Source organism: Curtobacterium sp. APC 4022, from assembly GCF_030407555.1.
GTDB lineage: Bacteria > Actinomycetota > Actinomycetes > Actinomycetales > Microbacteriaceae > Curtobacterium.
On record NZ_JASDDD010000060.1, the window covers coordinates 1 to 19,241 of the forward strand.

Annotated in this window: 13 protein-coding genes; 12 read left to right on the plus strand and 1 reads right to left on the minus strand. The window is 69.2% G+C overall.

Going from position 1 to position 19,241, the window contains the following annotated elements; genetic code table 11:
• Window positions 1-89: 89 nt before the first annotated feature.
• The 9 genes from QL987_RS14800 (at window position 90) to QL987_RS14840 (ending at window position 14,140) form a co-directional block, all read left to right on the plus strand.
• Complete coding sequence (locus tag QL987_RS14800; RefSeq protein WP_290158358.1) at window positions 90-599, plus strand: hypothetical protein; 510 nt, start codon at window positions 90-92, stop codon at window positions 597-599.
• Complete coding sequence (locus tag QL987_RS14805; RefSeq protein ID WP_290158359.1) at window positions 596-1,861, plus strand: histidine kinase; 1,266 nt, start codon at window positions 596-598, stop codon at window positions 1,859-1,861. The genes QL987_RS14800 and QL987_RS14805 overlap by 4 nt, the downstream gene beginning before the upstream one ends.
• On the plus strand, window positions 1,858-2,568 hold the full coding sequence (locus QL987_RS14810; protein WP_290158361.1) for a response regulator transcription factor: 711 nt from the start codon (window positions 1,858-1,860) through the stop codon (window positions 2,566-2,568). The genes QL987_RS14805 and QL987_RS14810 overlap by 4 nt, the downstream gene beginning before the upstream one ends.
• A gap of 415 nt (window positions 2,569-2,983) precedes the next feature.
• Window positions 2,984-3,607 carry a hypothetical protein gene (locus tag QL987_RS14815; protein ID WP_290158363.1) on the plus strand — a complete coding sequence of 208 codons (624 nt, stop codon included), beginning with the start codon at window positions 2,984-2,986 and terminating at the stop codon, window positions 3,605-3,607.
• Between the two features lie 360 nt (window positions 3,608-3,967).
• A complete protein-coding gene (rpoB, locus tag QL987_RS14820; protein WP_111073959.1) occupies window positions 3,968-7,456 on the plus strand; it encodes a DNA-directed RNA polymerase subunit beta in 3,489 nt (1,162 codons plus the stop codon).
• A gap of 44 nt (window positions 7,457-7,500) precedes the next feature.
• The gene (locus tag QL987_RS14825) at window positions 7,501-11,382 is read left to right on the plus strand and encodes a DNA-directed RNA polymerase subunit beta' (protein WP_111073958.1); all 3,882 of its coding nucleotides are present in this window, start codon (window positions 7,501-7,503) and stop codon (window positions 11,380-11,382) included.
• Window positions 11,383-11,755: 373 nt separating this feature from the next.
• Window positions 11,756-12,181: a hypothetical protein gene (locus QL987_RS14830; protein WP_290158366.1), complete on the plus strand. Its 426-nt coding sequence runs from the start codon at window positions 11,756-11,758 to the stop codon at window positions 12,179-12,181.
• Window positions 12,182-12,509: 328 nt separating this feature from the next.
• A complete protein-coding gene (locus QL987_RS14835; RefSeq protein WP_290158368.1) occupies window positions 12,510-13,400 on the plus strand; it encodes an ATP-binding cassette domain-containing protein in 891 nt (296 codons plus the stop codon).
• A 158-nt stretch (window positions 13,401-13,558) separates the two neighbouring features.
• On the plus strand, window positions 13,559-14,140 hold the full coding sequence (locus tag QL987_RS14840; RefSeq protein WP_290158369.1) for a hypothetical protein: 582 nt from the start codon (window positions 13,559-13,561) through the stop codon (window positions 14,138-14,140).
• 57 nt (window positions 14,141-14,197) lie between these two features.
• Here QL987_RS14840 and QL987_RS14845 read toward each other — a convergent pair whose 3' ends face one another.
• Window positions 14,198-14,596, minus strand: coding sequence for a VOC family protein (locus tag QL987_RS14845; RefSeq protein WP_290158371.1), 399 nt, complete (start codon window positions 14,594-14,596; stop codon window positions 14,198-14,200).
• Window positions 14,597-14,652: 56 nt separating this feature from the next.
• On the opposite strand from QL987_RS14845, the gene QL987_RS14850 reads away from it, so the two are divergent.
• The 3 genes from QL987_RS14850 to QL987_RS14860 all read left to right on the plus strand — a co-directional run bounded on the left by QL987_RS14850 (window position 14,653) and on the right by QL987_RS14860 (window position 19,200).
• Window positions 14,653-15,687, plus strand: coding sequence for a GNAT family N-acetyltransferase (locus QL987_RS14850; RefSeq protein ID WP_290158372.1), 1,035 nt, complete (start codon window positions 14,653-14,655; stop codon window positions 15,685-15,687).
• A 190-nt stretch (window positions 15,688-15,877) separates the two neighbouring features.
• Window positions 15,878-17,545, plus strand: a complete 1,668-nt coding sequence (locus QL987_RS14855; RefSeq protein ID WP_111073953.1) for an ATPase, T2SS/T4P/T4SS family — start codon at window positions 15,878-15,880, stop codon at window positions 17,543-17,545.
• Between the two features lie 17 nt (window positions 17,546-17,562).
• Complete coding sequence (locus tag QL987_RS14860; RefSeq protein ID WP_290158373.1) at window positions 17,563-19,200, plus strand: type IV pilus twitching motility protein PilT; 1,638 nt, start codon at window positions 17,563-17,565, stop codon at window positions 19,198-19,200.
• Window positions 19,201-19,241: the final 41 nt, after the last annotated feature.

Sequence of the window (19,241 nt, forward strand, 5' to 3'; positions counted from 1 at the left end):
GTGGGTGGTGGGCCGGCGGACGTCCCCTGGCGACGATTGGACCACCGGCGGGGAACACCCCGCCGGACCACGACCGGGAGGCCCACCCCATGTCCGTCCAGCTCCTCACGAACGTCGTCATCGGACTCGCACTCGTCGGGTACCTCGCCTGGAAGCAGTCCACCTGGCAGTTCCTGGACCCGGCCCGGATCTGGCGCGGCCCGGTCGTGATGGCGGGCATCGGCATCGTGGTCCTCGCCCAGAGCACCGCCACGATCGACCCGCAGGACGTCGTCTTCCTCGGCATCGAGGCGCTGCTCTCCGTCGGCATCGGGCTGGCGATGGGCAGCCGCACCCGCTTCCGCACCGTCAGCACGCCCGACGCGAAGGGACGCACCCTGCAGTCCCGCACCGGCTGGATCGGTGCCGCCCTCTGGGTCGCCCTGATCGTCGTCCGCGTCGGCCTCGACGTCGTCGGCGCCCACCTCGGTGCACACCTGCTCACCTCGACCGGCGTCATCCTCCTCATGCTCGCCGTCAACCGTGCCGCCCGTGCCCTGGTCGTCGACCAGCGCCTCCAGAACGACGCCCGCGCCGCCCGCGGCATGATGGTGGGATGACCGACCTCCGCGGCCCCGAGGGGCGTGCCGCCGGGACCGACTCCGCACGGGGCCGGTCCCGCGCCGGGTTGTCGATCGGGCTCAACGCGGTCGGCATCGTCGTCGTGGCCTTCTGGTTCGTCCGGAACGGCGTCGCCCAGGAGCTGCCCGTCTGGGTCTGGGTGACCGGCGCCGTCGCGCTCGCCGCCTGGGCCGTCCGCGAGTACGCACCACCCCGCATCGCCGTGCCCGCCGCCGTGCTGATGGTCGGCGCCGGGTCGCTCGCGGTCGTCCACACCGACGGGCTCCTGCTCGTGCCGGTCATCATCGGGCTCGTCGTCCTCGAGGCCGCGCCGGCCCTGCCCGTCTGGGTCGCCGTCGTCGCCGCGCTCGCCGCCGTGGTGGTCGTCGCCGCGGTCGCCGCGGCCGCCGGCACCTCGGTCGCCCTGGTGCTCGGGACCGCGCTCGGCCTGGCGCTCGGCGTCGTGATCGGCGTCAGCCGCCGACAGCTCCGGGTCGCCGCCGAGCAGGCACGCGTCCTCGAGGAACAGGCCCGCCAGGCGGACCGCGACCAGCAGCGGGCACGTCTGCTCGCCGACCGGGCGCGGGTCGCCCGGGACGTGCACGACGTGCTCGCGCACTCGCTCGGCGGCCTGGTCCTGCAGCTCGACGCGGTGGAGGCGCTCCTCGAAGCCGGCCGCGTCGAGGACGCCCGGCAGCGCGCGACCGACGCCCGGGCCCTCGCCGCCGACGGACTCACCGAGGCGCGTCGGGCGGTCCGCGCGCTCCGCGACGACCAGCCCGGCGACGCCGCTCCCTCGGGTACCCCCGGACCGGACGCGGGTGGTGTGGCGGAGTCGCCACGGGCCTCCCGACCGGCTGGCGACGGCATCGCCGCCCTCGTCGACGCACACCGCTCCTTCGGCGGCACCGCCGTCGTGCAGGGCGACCTCGACCTGCCCGACGTCGACGAGGCCACCCGCGCGGTCGTCGTCTCCGCCGTCCGGGAGGCCCTCAGCAACGCCCGCAGGCACGCGCCCGGCCGCCCCGTGTCCCTGTCCGTCATCCGGGACGGCGACGCCGTGGACGTCATCGTCGCGAACCCCGTCGCCGCCGACGGACACGGTCTGCTCGGGATGCGCGAGCGGTTCGCCGAGCTCGGCGGGGACGCGACCGTCGAGGCCGAGCGGTCCGACGGCGAGTTCGTCGTCGCGATGCACGTGCCGGTCGCCCAGGACGCCGCGCGTCCCGCCGTCGGCGGCACGAGCGGTCGGACCTCGTGACGATCCGGGTCCTGGTCGCCGACGACCAGGCGATCGTCCGCGACGGTCTCGTCACGGTGCTGTCGCTCGTCGACGACCTGCAGGTCGTGGGCGAAGCCGAGGACGGCGCGGCCGCGGTGGCGATGGTCGCGGCGCTCGCCCCGGACGTGGTGCTGATGGACCTGCGGATGCCCGTCCTGGACGGAGCCGCGGCGACCGGGCGGATCACCGCCGAGCACCCGGGGACCGCGGTCCTCGTGCTGACGACGTACGCGGACGACGACTCGATCCTCACCGCGCTCGCCGCCGGCGCCCGGGGCTACCTGACGAAGGACGCGGGGCGTGCGGAGATCGCCACCGCGATCCGGGCGGTGGCGTCGGGGCAGACCACCTTCGATGCGACCGTGGGCGCGATGGTCCTGGCACGGTTGGCGGCCGGGGCCGGGGCCGGGGCCGGGGCCACGGGCACTGGTGCGGGTGCCGGTGCTGGTTCTGGTGCTGTGGAGCCGAGCGCGGCGGCCGGGGCGCCCGACGTGCGGCAGCGGTTCCCGGAGCTGACCCCGCGCGAGGCCGACGTGCTGACCCGCATCGCCGAGGGTCGCACCAACCCGGAGATCGCCGCCGAGCTGTTCCTCACCGTGCCGACCGTGAAGTCGTACGTCAACCAGGTCTTCGCGAAGCTCGGTGTCCGCAGCCGGGCGGAGGCGGTCGCCCGCGTCCTGCGCTGACGCTGCCCGTCGCCTGCGGCGATCCTGCGCCCGGTGGCGGCTCCTCGCCCGTGCTGGCTCAGGTCCTGGTCGATGCTCCTGCATCGACGGACAGGAGACGTCAAGCCTCGCGACGTACCGTGGACGGGTCCTCGCGACGACGAGCGACGCGACCGCGGATCCCCACCGACCGGTCGTGCCCGTCGTCCCGGACCCGCTCAGACCGCGTCGTCGACTGCCCGCCACCGGCAGCCGCCCGCGTGTCCGTCGGGACCGACCCGGACGCCTGCCCGACGACGAGCCCCGCGCCCGTCGCGGGTCCTGACGACGTGCTCCGCGTCCACCCGCACCGCTGCGCCCCGCACCGCCCTCACCAGCACCGCGGCCAGCACACCCCGCACGACGTCCGGGCGCCAACGCCCGAAGGAGCACCCCCATGACCGCCGACACCCTGTCCGTCCCCGTCCGACCGAGCCGACCGGGCTGGACCCCGACGCACGCTCCGGCCCGGGTGCGGAGCGAGGCGGGGGCGGGGCGGGCCTCCCGTCCGCTCGTCGAGGACCACCAGGGCGCACCGGTCTGGATGCGCGCCGTCGGCGGGGTCGTCCTGACGGCCGGGCTCGCGCTCACCGCGGCCGTCCTGGCCTGGCCGGGGGACGCGCCCGAGTCCGCCCTGCTGATCCCGGGCCTCGTCGCGGTCGTCGTCGGTGTCCTGGCGCTCGTCGCCCGGGCCGGCCTGACGGTCACCGAGGACGCGGTCGTCCTGCACTTCCGCCCGCTCCCGCCGCGGCGCATCGCCCGCCGCAGCATCACGGCGGTCCGGGTGACCGAGGCGGATGCGCACACCTACGGCGGCATCGGCCTGCGGATCGGTCGTCGACGGCGTGCACTCGTGCTGACGCCGGGGCCCGGCGTGGAGATCACCGACGTGTCGGGGCGGACGACGTTCGTGCGGAGCGACCGGCCCGAGGACGCGGTGCGGGCGCTGGTCGGGGCTGCCCGATCGGGCTCCGCTCTGGCTCCCGCCGAGGGCTCCGCTCTGGCTCCCGCCGTGGAATGAGACAGGTCGTCCGGCGCTTATACACGCCGGACTCGATCTCGGTCAAGCCAGGGACTGGACAGCGCACTGCCGAGCCACCTATGATGACAGTTCGCGCTCCCTGGCATCCGTGTCGTCATATTGCGGTCGACCGAGTTCCACGAAGACGCCTCTCAGCAGGTGCTTCGCTGAACACGCCTGGTGATGCCGGTCCCGTATATGGCGGCGGGACCCGCTCACCGATCATCCCACACGCGGCTCCGGACCCGGAGCACACCGTACTCGTGTCCTGATCACCGGGTTGCGCCGAGCGATCTATCCACTCACCTACACACTGCTTCGTCAGTGTCGGCCCGACGGGGCCTACCGGAGGTCACACCCTTGGCTGCTGCGCCCAACGCATCCACCAACCCCAAGAACGGTCGCAACCACTCGCGACTCTCGTTCGCCAAGATCACGGACACCCTCACGGTTCCTGATCTGCTCGCCCTCCAGACGGAGAGCTTCGACTGGCTCGTCGGCAACGACGCATGGAAGGCCCGCCTCGCCGAAGGGCAGGAGCAGGGTCGTACCGACCTCGCGCTGCACTCCGGCCTCGAGGAGATCTTCGAGGAGATCTCCCCGATCGAGGACCTCGGCGAGACCATGCAGCTCTCGTTCACGTCCCCGGAGCTCGAGGACCCGAAGTACTCGATCGACGACTGCAAGGAGCGCGGCAAGACCTACGCCGCTCCGCTGTACGTCAACGCCGAGTTCATGAACCACATGACCGGTGAGATCAAGACGCAGACGGTCTTCATGGGCGACTTCCCGCTCATGACCGAGCGCGGCACGTTCATCATCAACGGCACCGAGCGTGTCGTCGTCTCGCAGCTCGTCCGCTCGCCGGGCGTGTACTTCGAGCGTGCGCAGGAGAAGACGTCCGACAAGGACATCTACTCGGCGCGCATCATCCCGTCGCGTGGCGCCTGGCTCGAGTTCGAGATCGACAAGCGCGACCAGGTCGGCGTGCGCATCGACCGCAAGCGCAAGCAGTCCGTGACCGTCTTCCTCAAGGCCCTCGGCCTGACGAGCGAAGAGATCATGGAGGAGTTCCAGGGCTTCGCGTCCATGGAGTCGACCCTCGAGAAGGACGCCGTCCTCACGAAGGAAGAGGCGCTCAAGGACATCTACCGCAAGCTGCGCCCGGGCGAGCAGGTCGCTGCCGAGGCCGCGCGTGCGCTCCTCGACAACTTCTACTTCAACTCCAAGCGCTACGACCTGGCGAAGGTCGGTCGCTACAAGCTCGACCGCAAGCTCGGCATCGACGCCCCGCTGTCCGACTCGGTGCTCACCGTGCAGGACATCGTCGCGACGATCAAGTACCTGGTGTCCCTGCACGCCGAGCGCACCACCATGGACGGCGTCCGTGACGGTGAGCCAGTGCAGCTCCGCCTCGACGTGGACGACATCGACCACTTCGGCAACCGTCGCATCCGTGCGGTCGGCGAGCTCATCCAGAACCAGGTCCGCACCGGTCTGTCCCGCATGGAGCGCGTCGTCCGCGAGCGCATGACCACGCAGGACATCGAGGCCATCACGCCGCAGACGCTCATCAACGTGCGTCCCGTCGTCGCTGCGATCAAGGAGTTCTTCGGGACGTCCCAGCTGTCGCAGTTCATGGACCAGAACAACCCGCTCGCGGGTCTGACGCACAAGCGTCGCCTGTCGGCCCTCGGCCCGGGTGGTCTGTCCCGTGAGCGTGCCGGCGTCGAGGTCCGTGACGTCCACCCGTCGCACTACGGCCGCATGTGCCCGATCGAGACCCCGGAAGGCCCGAACATCGGCCTGATCGGCTCGCTCGCGTCCTTCGGTCGGATCAACTCGTTCGGCTTCATCGAGACCCCGTACCGTCGCGTCGTCAACGGCGAGGTCACGAAGACGATCGACTACCTGACCGCCTCGGAAGAGGACGAGTTCGTCGTCGCGCAGGCCAACGCCCCGCTGACGAGCACGTTCCACTTCGCTGACGACAAGGTGCTCGTCCGCAAGAAGGGCGGCGAGGTGGAGCTCGTCGGCAAGGACGAGGTCGACTACATGGACGTCTCGCCGCGCCAGATGGTGTCGGTCGCGACCTCGCTCATCCCGTTCCTCGAGCACGACGATGCGAACCGCGCCCTCATGGGTGCGAACATGCAGCGCCAGGCCGTGCCGCTCCTCCGCTCCGAGTCGCCGCTCGTCGGCACCGGCATGGAGGGCTACACCGCCATCGACGCCGGCGACGTCATCACCGCCGACAAGGCCGGTGTCGTCTCCGAGGTCTCGGCCGACGCCGTGACCCTGCAGCTCGACGAAGGTGGCACGCAGACCTTCTACCTGCGCAAGTTCGACCGCTCGAACCAGGGCACCAGCTACAACCACCGCGTGATCGTCAGCGCCGGTGAGCGTGTGGAGCAGGGCGAGGTCATCGCCGACGGCCCCGCGACGGAGAACGGCGAGCTCGCGCTCGGCAAGAACCTCCTCGTCGCGTTCATGCCGTGGGAGGGCTACAACTACGAGGACGCGATGATCCTGTCGCAGAACCTCGTGAAGGACGACACGCTCTCTTCGATCCACATCGAGGAGTACGAGGTCGACGCCCGCGACACCAAGCTCGGCAAGGAAGAGATCACCCGCGACCTGCCGAACGTCAGCCCGGACCTCCTGGCCGACCTCGACGAGCGTGGCATCATCCGCATCGGTGCCGAGGTCCGCCCCGGCGACATCCTCGTCGGCAAGGTCACGCCGAAGGGCGAGACCGAGCTGTCCGCTGAGGAGCGCCTGCTCCGTGCCATCTTCAACGAGAAGTCGCGCGAAGTCCGCGACACCTCGCTCAAGGTGCCCCACGGTGAAGAGGGCACGATCATCGGCGTCAAGGTGTTCGACTCGCAGGACGGCGACGACGAGCTCGGCTCGGGCGTCAACCAGCGCGTGGTCGTCTACATCGCCCAGAAGCGCAAGATCACCGCGGGCGACAAGCTCGCCGGTCGTCACGGCAACAAGGGCGTCATCTCGACGATCCTGCCGGTCGAGGACATGCCGTTCCTCGCGGACGGCACCCCGGTCGACATCGTCCTCAACCCGCTCGGCGTCCCCGGACGCATGAACTTCGGCCAGGTGCTGGAGATCCACCTCGGGTGGCTCGCCAAGCAGGGCTGGCAGGTCGAGGGCATCCAGGAGTGGGCCGAGAACCTGCCGGAAGCCGCGCACAGCGCAGCCCCCGGCACGAAGGTCGCCACCCCGGTGTTCGACGGTGCGTACGAGCGCGAGATCGAGGGTCTCCTCGACTCCACGCTCCCGAACCGCGACGGCGAGCGTCTGATCGGTTCCTCGGGCAAGGCACAGCTCTTCGACGGTCGCTCCGGCGAGCCGTTCCCGGAGCCCGTGTCGGTCGGCTACATGTACATCCTGAAGCTGCACCACCTGGTCGACGACAAGATCCACGCCCGTTCGACCGGCCCGTACTCGATGATCACGCAGCAGCCGCTGGGTGGGAAGGCGCAGTTCGGTGGACAGCGCTTCGGCGAGATGGAGGTGTGGGCGCTCGAGGCATACGGTGCCGCGTACGCCCTCCAGGAGCTCCTGACGATCAAGTCCGACGACATCCTCGGCCGCGTGAAGGTCTACGAGGCGATCGTCAAGGGCGAGAACATCCAGGAGCCCGGCATCCCGGAGTCGTTCAAGGTCCTCATGAAGGAGATGCAGTCGCTCTGCCTGAACGTCGAGGTCCTCTCGGCGGACGGCCAGGCGGTCAGCCTGCGCGACACGGACGACGAGGTCTTCCGTGCCGCTGAAGAGCTCGGCATCAACATCTCCTCGCGGTTCGAGTCGTCGTCCGTCGACGACATCTGATCCCGCCCGCTGAACACGTTTCGAACCAGCAAGAGAGAAGAACATTGCTCGAAGCAACTTCCTTTGACGCCATTCGGATCGGCCTCGCTACCGCCGAGGACATCCGCCAGTGGTCGTACGGCGAGGTCAAGAAGCCGGAGACGATCAACTACCGCACCCTGAAGCCCGAGAAGGACGGTCTGTTCGGTGAACAGATCTTCGGTCCGTCCCGCGACTGGGAGTGCGCCTGCGGCAAGTACAAGCGAGTCCGGTTCAAGGGCATCGTCTGCGAGCGCTGCGGCGTCGAGGTCACCAAGTCCTCGGTCCGTCGTGAGCGCATGGGCCACATCGAGCTCGCCGCACCCGTCACGCACATCTGGTACTTCAAGGGCGTTCCGTCGCGCTTGGGCTACCTGCTGGACATGGCCCCGAAGGACCTCGAGAAGGTCATCTACTTCGCTGCCTACATGATCATCAGCATCGACGAGGAGGGCCGTCACGCTGACATGCCCGGCCTCGAGAACGAGATGCGCCTCGAGATCAAGACGCTCGAGGGTCAGCGCGACTCGATCATCGCCGACCGCCTCAAGAAGCTCGAGGACGACCTCGCAGCGCTCGAGGAAGAAGGCGCCAAGGCCGACGTGAAGCGCCGGACCAAGGACACCGCCGAGAAGGAGATGTCCCAGGTCCGCAAGTCCTTCGACGAGGACATCACCCGTCTCGAGCGTGTGTGGGAGGACTTCCGCAACCTCAAGGTGGGCGACCTCAAGCCCGAGGACGCCGTCTTCCACGAGCTCCAGGACCGCTTCGGGATCTACTTCGACGCCTTCATGGGCGCCGAGGCGATCAAGCTGCGGCTCGAGGCCTTCGACCTGGCCGCCGAGGCCGAGGCACTGCGTCTGCAGATCGCCGAGGGCAAGGGCCAGAAGAAGATCCGCGCGATCAAGCGTCTGCGCGTCGTCAGCTCCTTCCTCGCCACCGGCAACTCGCCGGCTGCGATGGTGCTCGACGTCGTGCCGGTCATCCCGCCGGAACTGCGCCCGATGGTGCAGCTCGACGGTGGCCGCTTCGCCACGTCGGACCTCAACGACCTCTACCGTCGTGTGATCAACCGCAACAACCGTCTCCGCCGCCTGCTCGACCTCGGTGCCCCCGAGATCATCGTGAACAACGAGAAGCGCATGCTGCAGGAAGCGGTCGACGCGCTGTTCGACAACGGTCGTCGTGGCCGCCCCGTCACGGGTACCGGCAACCGCGCCCTGAAGTCCCTGAGCGACATGCTCAAGGGCAAGCAGGGTCGTTTCCGCCAGAACCTGCTCGGCAAGCGCGTCGACTACTCGGGTCGTTCGGTCATCATCGTCGGCCCGCAGCTCAAGCTCCACCAGTGCGGTCTGCCCAAGCAGATGGCGCTCGAGTTGTTCAAGCCGTTCGTCATCAAGCGCCTGATCGACCTGTCGCACGCGCAGAACATCAAGTCGGCCAAGCGCATGGTCGAGCGTTCGCGTGCCCAGGTGTGGGACGTGCTCGAGGAGATCATCCGCGAGCGCCCCGTGCTGCTGAACCGTGCGCCCACGCTGCACCGTCTCGGCATCCAGGCGTTCGAGCCGCAGCTCGTCGAGGGCAAGGCCATCCAGCTCCACCCGCTGGTCTGTGCTGCGTTCAACGCGGACTTCGACGGCGACCAGATGGCCGTGCACCTGCCGCTGTCGGTCGAGGCCCAGGCCGAGGCCCGCATCCTGATGCTCGCCTCGAACAACATCCTGAAGCCGTCCGACGGCCGCCCGGTGACCCTGCCCGCACAGGACATGATCATCGGTCTGCACCACCTGACGACCGTCCGCGAGGGCGCCGTCGGTGAAGGCCGTTCGTTCTCCTCGGTCGCCGAGGCGATCATGGCGAAGGACCAGAACACGCTGCACCTCAACGCGATGGTGAAGATCCGCATGTCGGGTGTCCACTTCGCCGAGGGTGAAGCACCCGAGGGCTACGAGGTCGGTCAGTCGATCCTCCTCGAGACCACCCTCGGTCGCGCGCTGTTCAACGAGACCCTCCCGACGGACTACCCGTTCGTCCAGAAGGTCACCGACAAGGGCACGCTCTCTGCGATCGTCAACGACCTCGCCGAGCGCTACTCCAAGACGGAGACGGCCGCTGCACTCGACCGGATCAAGGACGCCGGCTTCTACTGGGGCACCCGCTCCGGTGTGACCGTCGCCCTCTCGGACGTCGTGACGCCTCCTCGCAAGAAGGAGATCATCGCGGGCTACGAGATCCAGGCCGCCAAGGTCCAAGGTGAGTTCGACAAGGGTCTGATCACGGACTCGGAGCGTCGCGCCGACCTGATCAAGATCTGGACCGAGGCCACGAACGAGATCGCGCAGGAGATGCGCGACAACTTCCCGAAGGACAACACCATCAACCGCATGGTGTCGTCGGGTGCTCGTGGTAACTGGCTGCAGGTGCGCAACATCGCCGGTATGCGTGGTCTGGTGAGCAACCCGAAGGGTGACATCATCGCCCGCCCGATCATCAACTCGTACCGCGAGGGCCTGACCGTGGCGGAGTACTTCATCGCCACGCACGGTGCTCGCAAGGGTCTGGCGGACACGGCTCTCCGTACCGCCGACTCGGGGTACCTGACCCGTCGTCTCGTGGACGTGTCGCAGGACGTCATCATCCGTGAGGACGACTGCGGGACGACCCGTGGCCTCGAGCTGCCGATCGCGACGATGGGTGCCGACGGCAAGCTCGTCCGGGACCCGCGTGTCGAGAACACCGTCTACTCGCGCACCCTCGCGACCGAGGCCGTCGACGCCTCGGGCACCGTGGTGGCCGAGGGCGGCGAGGACGTCGGTGACGTCCTCCTCGACAAGCTGCTGGCAGCCGGTGTCGAGAGCATCAAGGTGCGCTCGGTCCTGACCTGCGAGTCGGCCGTCGGTGTCTGCGCGCAGTGCTACGGCCGTTCGCTCGCCACGGGCAACCTGGTCGACATCGGTGAGGCGGTCGGCATCATCGCCGCCCAGTCCATCGGTGAGCCCGGTACCCAGCTGACGATGCGTACCTTCCACACGGGTGGTTCGGCCTCGGCCGACGACATCACGCAGGGTCTGCCCCGCGTGACCGAGCTCTTCGAGGCGCGTACCCCGAAGGGCGCGTCCCCGATCGCCGAGGCCCCCGGCCGCGCCACGATCGAGGACACGGACAAGGGTCGTCGGATCATCCTCACGCCGGACAACGGCGACGAGCCGTTCATCTACCCGGTGCTCAAGCGTGCGACCCTCCTCATCGAGGACGGCCAGCACGTCGAGCTCGGCGAGCAGTTCATCGCCGGCACCGTCGACCCGAAGGAAGTCCTCCGGGTCAAGGGTGTCCGAGAGGTCCAGAAGCACCTGGTCAACGGTGTGCAGGACGTCTACGGCTCGCAGGGTGTGCCGATCCACGACAAGCACATCGAGGTCATCGTCCGTCAGATGCTCCGCAAGGTCACCGTCGTCGACCACGCCGACACCGACCTGCTGCCGGGTGAGCTCGTCGACCGGTCGCGCTACAACGCGATCAACCGTGCTGCGCTGCAGGAGGGTCGCAAGACCGCCTCGGCTCGCCAGGAGGTCATGGGCATCACGAAGGCGTCCCTCGCGACCGAGTCGTGGCTGTCCGCCGCGTCCTTCCAGGAGACCACCCGCGTCCTGACGCAGGCGGCCATGGAGGGCAAGCAGGACCAGCTCGTCGGCCTCAAGGAGAACGTCATCATCGGTAAGCTCATCCCCGCCGGGACGGGCCTCAGCCGGTACCGCGACGTGGACGTGAACGCGACGGAAGAAGCGAAGGCCGAGCGGTACCCGAACCGCATCTTCGCGGACGACTCGTCGTTCTCGGACGCCGACCTGAGCTTCGTCGACTTCGACAGCTTCTCGTCGGACGACTTCACGCCGGGTACGTACAACTGAACCGAGTGAGTCCCTGAGGAGGGCCCCGCATCCAGTCGGATGCGGGGCCCTTCTTCGTTCGTGCGGTTGCGCCCGCGGGCGCCGGACGGGAGGCACGGGGAGGGCTCGCCACGGGCCTCCTGTCCGGATGGGGCTGGGTCCCAAGCGCAGACCGGCGTCGCTGTCGCGACCACCGGAACCACGGCCGCTTTCGTCGGCGGTGGAAGTCGGGCGCGGGATCCTTGTCCGTTCGGTGGTGGCTCTGTCGCGGGATGTCAAACAGCACCAGCCCCCGAGTAGAACTGAACGTCTACACCTGATATGTTGCCCCGAGTTCGGAAAGGGCGCCGGACCATGCCCGGTCCGGCGCCCGATGACTGCGAGGAGCAATCTGATGAAGTGTAAGCAACACAACTGGGCGACCACCACGGCGATCGTCGCCTGCATCACCGCTGCGTCCGTGCTCGGATCAGGGCTGTCGGCCCAGGCCAGCGCGCCCACCGCCCAGGGGCCCGCGGCGGTCCGAGGCGATCACGTGTCTGTCCGGGCCGAGGCGCTCTCGATCTCGGAGTCTCCCCGGGCAGCGCCTGCAGCGCCGACCGCGACCGCGACCGGCACCGAGACGCGGAGCTGGGGCACCCTCGTCCGCACTGCGATCAACGCGCTGAAGAAGGTGCCCGCACTCTGGAACAAGGTCGTGGACGGCGTCAAGAAGGCGTACGCGACATTCCGGACGAAGGTGTGGCCAGCGATCAAGGGCGTGGTCGGTGCGATCAGCACGGCGATCACCGCCTGGGACATCTGGAAGTCCTTCAACTGATGGGCGTGACCGGGGGCCGTACTGGGGTGCGGCCCCCGTCACCGGAGGCGGTGGAGACCACGGAGATGCCGACAACGAGAACAACACGACCACATCCGTTGCGGTCTCGAGGAGCGAGTGTCCTGTCCGTCGTTGCAGTCGTCATCGCGATGTGGGCTCCGACGGCGGTACTCACGGACAAGCCACTCGCGGTAGCGGCCGCGGGCGGTGCTGTGATGTGCTGCGCGGCCGCCGGGACACTGGACTCAGCGAACCGTCGAGCCCCCGTTGCGTTCGTCTTCTGCCTGCTCCTCTGCAGCAGCGCGTTCCTGATCCACGCGGTGACACGATGAGCGTCGAGATCGCTCTCCACGGTGTGAGCAAGCGCTACGGACGGAACACCGTTCTCTCCGACGTGAGTTTCACCTGTCGACCAGGCACGATCACTGCGTTCTGCGGTCCGAACGGTGCAGGGAAGACGACCGCTCTGCGCGTCCTGGCTGGTCTGACCAGGCCCGACGCCGGTGCGGCACTCATCAACGGCCGACGTCTCCTGGACATCGAGGAGCCCGCGCTTGCCATCGGTGTCGTCCTGGACGCGTCGGCCTTCCACCCTGGTCGCACAGTTCGAGAGACGCTGCGGCTGGGCGCGATGACGATGGGGGTCGATTCCCACCGCGCGGTCGAATGCGTCGAGCTGGTCGGACTCGGAGGCGTGCAGATGCGACGCGTGGGACAGCTCTCACTCGGCATGCGGCAGCGCCTCGGCATCGCACACGCCCTGCTGGGTGACCCGGGCGCGCTCGTGTTGGACGAACCGTCCAACGGCCTCGATCCCGGCGGCATCCTCTGGCTCGATCACGTGCTCACGACGTTCGCCGATCGCGGAGGGACCGTGCTCGTCTCGACCCATCAGCTCGCTGCTGTCGAGCGGACAGCCGACAGACTCGTCGCCGTGTCCCGTGGGAGGGTGGTCGCGGACACGGCGCTGAGCGACGTCCGAACAGAACGGACGACAGTCGGGTCGGACGACACCCGTCTCGGAAGCGTCCTCCGAGCAGCCGGATGGCGTGTTCAGCAGACCGGGAGCCGCTTCGTCGTGGAGGCTTCCCCCGTCGCCGTCGGGCGACTCACCTGCGACCAGGGCATCGCTCTGTGCGAGCTCCGGGCCGATGAGCACCGTCTGGACGAGTTCCTCGCAACAGTGTCGGCACCCGAGTACCAGGGGAAGGTCGACTGATGCGGAAGGTCTTCCGACTCACCACCGTCGAACTCAGGCGAGCAGTGGACACTCGGGGTCCTCGATGGGCGTTCATCGTCACGATCGGCGCTGGTATCGCGCTCGGCCTCGTCGTCCCCGGCGGGACATCCGGAACATTCGAGTCGTTCGTGTCCGCGGTGTCGCTCGGTCTGCCGCTCTTGGTGGGGATGCTCGCGGTCATGGTCTTCACTGCAGACTGGGGCACACGGGCCGCCCTGGTGACCTTCGTCCTGACTCCGAGGCGTTCTCGGGTCATCGTCGCCCGCTACCTCGCTGTCCTCGCGCTCACGGTGGGCTCACTCGTCGTGATCCACATCATCGCGGCCCTGGTGTTCCTCGTCGCACATGTCCAGGCAGCCGAAACCATCGTGACTGCTGGAGTCGGCGCGCAGTTCGCTTCGATGCTGGGCACCACCATCGCGTCGGCCCTGACGGCCATGGCGGTCGGAGGGCTCATCCTGCGCACTGCGCCGGCGCTCGTGGTTGCGGTGTTCGCGCCGTTCGTCCTGACGATCGCACTCGCCTTCACCCCCGCTGTCCTCGTCTGGGCCAATCCCTACGGCTTCGCCAGCTGGCTTGCGGACCCGGTCCTCCGGTGGAGGGTCGATGACGACGCAGGTGCCGTCGGGGTCGGACCGGCACTCACGTCGTTCATGATCTGGACGGTGGTGCCCCTGGTGCTGGGTTGGTTCCGTCAGTTGCGTGCCGAGCCACGGTGACGGACGGGAGGCACGGAGCGGACCCGTCACGGGCCTCCCGTCCGGACGGGGCGGGTCCTAGACGGAGCGCCCGGCGTCGCTGTCGCGCCCGCCGGAACCGCGGCCACTCTCGTCGGCGAGCGAGTAGAGGCTGAGGACGTTGCCGTCGGGGTCGCGGGCGTCGAACCAGTCGACGGCTCCGTCGACGCACTCGATCGGTCCGACGTCGATGCCGAGGGCCGCGATGCGGGCGTGCTGGGCGGCGACATCGTCGACGCCGAAGCGGACGATGACGGGGTTGTCGTCGGCGTCGGGCTCCTCGAGGAGCTGGATCCAGATGCCGCCGACCTCGTACTCGGCGACGCCCTCGGTCGGTTCGAGGTCGGGCTCGAGCCGTTCGAACACCGCGCCGTACCAGAGGCAGGAGGCCTCGAGGTCGGTCACGGGCAACCCCACGGTCACGCTCGTGATGTCCATGTCTCATCATGGTCCGTCGATGCCGGGCGCGTCGAGGGGTAGGGCATGCTGGAGGCATGGCGACGCTGCGCGAACGGGTCACGGCTCCGGCTCACCTCGACTTCCCCGAGCCGGTCGGCGGGCTGACGTTCCGGCCGGCCACCATGGCGGACCTGCCGGCCGTGCACGGCATCGCCCTCGAGTCGGCGGCGGTCGACGAGCCGCACGCGCATCCCTCCACAGAGGACTTCGTGCACCGGCTGTCCACAGAAGGGCTCGACCCCGAGCGTGACACGGTCGTCGGGATCGATGCTGACGGGCATGTGCACGCGTACGCCATCGTCATCCCCGTCCCGACCAGGGACACCGCTGCCCGGATCCTCCTGGGCGGCTCGGTGCGCCCCACCTACCGCGGTCAGGGCATCGGCCGACGGGTGCTCGCCTGGCAGACCGCGCGGGCACGACAGCACCTCGCCGGGCTCGACCTCGATCTGCCCGGTGCCGTCGACCTCACTGCTCCGCAGGGGTCGTCCGCGCTCGCGCTTGCCGCACGGGCTGGACTCCACCCGGTGCGCACCTGGGTCGACATGCAGGTCGTGCTCGACGGTGACGAGCGCGCTGCGGAACGGGACTCCCTGCCGGCGCTGCCGGACGGCCTCGTGCTGCGCGCGGCGACCGGAGACGACATCGAGCCGATGCGGGCGGCCAAGAACGACGCCTTCCGCGACCACTGGGGCTCCCAGCCGATGGTCGAAGCGGACTGGCGCGGGTACCTCACCGCCGAGAAGAGCCGGCTGGACCTGTCTCGCGTGGTCGTGGACGAGCAGGGGGACGTCCTGGCGTTCACGGTGGTCGAGTCCGACCCCGGTGCCTTCGCCGCCCGCGGACGGAGCTTCGGGTACATCCACTGGGTCGGTGTCGTCCGTCGAGCACGCGGGCGGGGCCTCGCACCGCTGGTCGTCCGGGCCACCCTCGACGCCCTGCGCGACGCCGGACTGTCCGCGGCGTCCCTCGAGGTCGACGCTGAGAACCCGAGCGGTGCCGTGGCGCTCTACGAACGACTCGGGTTCGTCGGCGGGAGCGCCACGATCACGACCTCGATGGCGCTCTAGGCCCCATCCGCGGATCTCGATACCCGCGGGTACCCCTGTTCTGGGTCCAGTCAGAACCCCTCCGGCCCCTCCTTCTGGGACTGCTCCGCGGCCGGGCGCCGGACGTACCGTGGTCGAGCGCCGCAACCCTGGCGGCGCCCATCGATCCACGCCGATCCGTCGCGCGCGCAAGCAAGGAGGTACAGGGCACATGGCAACCCTGTCCGAGATCCTGATCCTCAACGGCGCCCTCCCGATCGAGTACCTCGACGCGATGACCGGTCACGAAGACGTCGACGAGCAGGCGATCCGCTCACTCGTCGAGCAGGGCGTCGTGAGCGAGGCGCAGTACATCACCGCGCGTGCGGCGTCGCACAACTCGAAGACGGTCCCGCTGACCGACTACCCGGTCGACGGCACGGCCGTCTCGGTGCTCCCCGCGCCGCTGTGCCGCCGGCACGCGGTGCTCGGCATCGGGTTCGAGGGCGAGACTCTCGTGCTCGCCATGGTCAACCCGGCGAACGTCCTGGCGATCGACGACGCCCGCACGGCGTCCGGCCGGCCGATCAAGCCACTGCAGGTGGACGAACGTGACCTGCTGTCGGCGTTCGACCGGTACCTGCGCGCCGACGACGAGCTCAACGACCTGACGTCGTCGCTCGAAGAAGAAGCGCGGACCACCGAGCACCAGGCGGACATCGGCGACGGCTCGCTCGACGACGTCCCGATCGTCCGCTTCGTCAACCTGCTGGTCTCGCAGGCGATCCAGGACCACGCGTCCGACATCCACATCGAGCCCGGCGAGCACGAGGTCCGGGTCCGCTACCGCATCGACGGTGTCCTGCACGAGATGACCCCGGCGCCCAAGAACATCCAGAACGGCGTCATCAGCCGGCTCAAGATCATGAGCGACATCGACATCGCCGAGCGGCGGAAGCCCCAGGACGGCCGGATGTCCGTCCGGCACGGCGGACGACAGATCGACCTCCGCGTCGCGACGCTGCCGACGGTGTGGGGCGAGAAGGTCGTCATGCGCATCCTCGACAACACGAACACGTCGTTGACGCTGAAGGACCTCAACCTGCTCGACCGGAACGCCGCTGCCTACCAGCGCTCCTACTCGAAGCCGTACGGCATGATCCTGGTCACCGGCCCCACCGGTTCCGGCAAGTCGACCACGCTCTACACGACCCTGAACGCGGTCGCGAAGCCCGAGATCAATGTCATCACCGTCGAGGACCCGGTCGAGTACCGGATGGCGGGTGTCAACCAGGTGCAGGTCAACCCGAAGGCCGGACTGACCTTCGCATCGGCGCTCCGCAGCATCCTCCGCTCCGACCCCGACGTCGTCCTGCTCGGTGAGATCCGTGACCACGAGACCGCCCAGATCGCGATCGAGGCGTCGCTGACCGGCCACCTCGTGCTCTCCACCCTGCACACCAACGACGCCCCGTCCGCGATCACCCGGCTCACCGAGATGGACATCGAACCGTTCCTCGTCGGATCCGCACTCGACTGCGTGGTCGCCCAGCGTCTGGCCCGCAAGCTCTGCGACCGGTGCAAGGCCCCCGCGTTCTACGAAGCCGAGCAGCTGCACGCCCTCGGGTTCCTCGACAGCGCCGCCGCCGAGGTGCCGGACTTCTTCGCGCCGATCGGCTGCTCCGTCTGCTCGAACACCGGGTACCGCGGACGCATCGCCCTGCACGAGGTCATGACCGTGTCCGAGGAGATCGAGCGCCTCGCGGTGTCCCGGGCCTCGAGCGCCGAGATCAGCCGCGTCGCCCAGGAGCAGGGCATGCTCACCCTCCGCATGGACGGGTGGGAGAAGGTCAAGCTCGGGCTGACGAGCGTCGACGAGATCCTGCGCGTGGTCGCGTAGGCGTGGAGGACGGACAGATGACGGACTCCGTGTACGACCTGACCCCTGCCGGCGACGAACCCGTCGACGGTTGGCACCCCGGGACACCCGGCCTGGAGGTCGGTGGCCGCCGGGCCGCACGCCTGGCGCAGGCCGCGCAGCAGCACCCCGTGCAGCCCGCCGAACCCGCCACCCCGGACGCAGGCGCCGCGCCCGCGGTGCCGGCCACCCCCGTCTACGACCTGAGCGACGACCTCGTCGGCTGGGGTGCCCCGAGCGGCGCACCCGTCGCCGTCCCTGTCGCCCAGCCGTACGCCGTGCCGGCCACCCCGCCAGCCGCGGTGCCGCCGTCGACCGCGACCTACGGCTACGAACCGGACTCCGCACTCGGGTACCAGGCGACCGAACGGCTGCCGGTCGTGCCCGCGGTCGTGACCACGAGCCTCCAGGCCGTCACCGCACCGCCGGTGCCGATGGCCGCGCCGTCCGGCAGCGCCGAGATCAACTTCACCCGCCACGCGCGGGAAGACGCCGACGCCGACCTCGTCACCGCACTCGCCCAGGTCGTCTACCAGGGTGCGTCCGACCTGCACGTCACCGCCGACGCGCCGCCCACGGTCCGCGTCGACGGCTCGCTCCGTCCCGCCGTGCCGGGAGGCCCGTGGGCGCGCAACAAGGTCATCGCCGCCCTCAAGACCCTGATGTCCGCCGAACAGGCGGCGCAGTTCGACCAGGAACAGGAACTCGACTTCGCGTACTCGCTGTCGCCCGAGTTCCGCTTCCGCGTGAACTACTACCAGCAGCGCGGCAACTGGGGTGCGGCCTTCCGCATCATCCCCACGAAGATCAAGACCCTCAAGCAGCTCGGCATCCCCGAGCACGTGGGGGAGTTCGCCAAGCTGCCGCGCGGCCTCGTGCTCGTCACCGGCCCGACTGGATCCGGCAAGTCGACCACCCTCGCCGCGCTCATCGACCTGGTCAACGAGACCCGGGCCGACCACATCGTGACGGTCGAGGACCCGATCGAGTTCATGCACGACCACAAGAAGGCAATCATCAACCAGCGCGAGGTCGGCGCGGACACGCAGTCCTTCGCCCGCGCGTTGAAGCACGTGCTGCGCCAGGACCCGGACGTCATCCTCATCGGCGAGCTCCGCGACCTCGAGACGATCTCCGTCGCCCTCACCGCCGCCGAGACGGGCCACCTGGTGTTCGCCACCCTGCACACGCAGAGCGCTCCCGGCACCATCGACCGCGTCATCGACGTGTTCCCGCCGCACCAGCAGGGGCAGATCCGCACCCAGCTCGCCGCCACCCTCGAAGGTGTCGTGTGCCAGACCCTCGTCCCCAAGGCCAACGGCACCGGGCGCATCGTGTCCACCGAGATCATGAAGACGACCCCCGCGATCGGCAACCTCATCCGCGAGGGAAAGACGTACCAGATCACCTCGGCGATGCAGGCGGGGCGCGACGCGGGCATGCACACCATGGACCAGGACCTGGCGGAACTGGTCAACGTCGGCACCATCACCCGCAAGGCGGCGCTCGAGAAGGTGCACGACCTCGAGGGCTTCGACCGACTGGTGCAGCGCGTCGAGTCCCCGTCCGACGCGTCCGCCGACGCCATCGCCGCGAGCGGGATCGACTTCGGCGACAAGTTCTCCGGAGGCTACTGATGTCCGTCGCATTCGACTACCGCGGGCGGGACGGGGCGGGG

What these genes read in the sequence shown, in the direction of transcription:
- QL987_RS14800 (WP_290158358.1), top strand. Translation starts at nt 90, where the DNA reads ATGTCCGTCCAGCTCCTCACGAACGTCGTCATCGGACTCGCACTCGTC.
- QL987_RS14805 (WP_290158359.1), top strand. Translation starts at nt 596, where the DNA reads ATGACCGACCTCCGCGGCCCCGAGGGGCGTGCCGCCGGGACCGACTCC.
- QL987_RS14815 (WP_290158363.1), top strand. Translation starts at nt 2,984, where the DNA reads ATGACCGCCGACACCCTGTCCGTCCCCGTCCGACCGAGCCGACCGGGC.
- QL987_RS14830 (WP_290158366.1), top strand. Translation starts at nt 11,756, where the DNA reads ATGAAGTGTAAGCAACACAACTGGGCGACCACCACGGCGATCGTCGCC.
- QL987_RS14835 (WP_290158368.1), top strand. Translation starts at nt 12,510, where the DNA reads ATGAGCGTCGAGATCGCTCTCCACGGTGTGAGCAAGCGCTACGGACGG.
- QL987_RS14845 (WP_290158371.1), bottom strand. Translation starts at nt 14,596, where the DNA reads ATGGACATCACGAGCGTGACCGTGGGGTTGCCCGTGACCGACCTCGAG.
- QL987_RS14850 (WP_290158372.1), top strand. Translation starts at nt 14,653, where the DNA reads ATGGCGACGCTGCGCGAACGGGTCACGGCTCCGGCTCACCTCGACTTC.
- QL987_RS14855 (WP_111073953.1), top strand. Translation starts at nt 15,878, where the DNA reads ATGGCAACCCTGTCCGAGATCCTGATCCTCAACGGCGCCCTCCCGATC.
- QL987_RS14860 (WP_290158373.1), top strand. Translation starts at nt 17,563, where the DNA reads ATGACGGACTCCGTGTACGACCTGACCCCTGCCGGCGACGAACCCGTC.